This window comes from Vibrio sp. 378, from assembly GCF_033339435.1.
Genome location: NZ_JAWOUO010001120.1, coordinates 1 through 530, shown reverse-complemented (window position 1 = coordinate 530; position 530 = coordinate 1). Strand labels below are relative to the sequence as shown.

The 530-nt window shown below is 46.8% G+C and carries 1 protein-coding gene; it reads right to left on the bottom strand.

The annotated features are described in order from the left end of the window. Positions 1-530 (bottom strand): asparaginase domain-containing protein (locus R7Q48_RS30705; RefSeq protein ID WP_318134195.1); only part of this gene is annotated, 530 nt, incomplete at both ends.

The window sequence follows — 530 nt, the reverse complement described above, 5'->3', positions numbered from 1 at the left end:
TCTGAATGTTGATGCCCGCTTCCAACAGTGGCGGCAAGTTTGGTGACGTAAATGCATTAAAGCCGTCAGCATGAGATTTTGTGCTGCGGTTGCCACGCATCAACTGATTGTTGAAGAATAAGGTGACTTCGTTGATTGGGTAGTTTGCTGCGATGTGCAGAGCATTTAGTAAGTTTGCTTGACCATCAGAGCGTAGTTCAGCCAAAGGAATTTGAGAACCAGTAACGATAACTGGCTTACCCAGGTTTTCTAGCATGAAAGACAAAGCCGACGCGGTGTAAGCCATCGTGTCAGTGCCGTGCAGAATAACGAAACCATCGTACTTGTCGTAGTTGTCACGAATGTCATCAGCGATTTGTTGCCAGTCTGCTGGTGTCATATCTGATGAGTCGATAAGAGGATCATATTCGTGGATAGTGTATTCCGGCATCTCTGGACGGTGAAATTCCGGCATGCTGGCAAGCTGTTTTTCCATAAAGCCAGCGATAGGAACGTAACCGTGATCCGATTTTAGCATACCGATGGTGCCA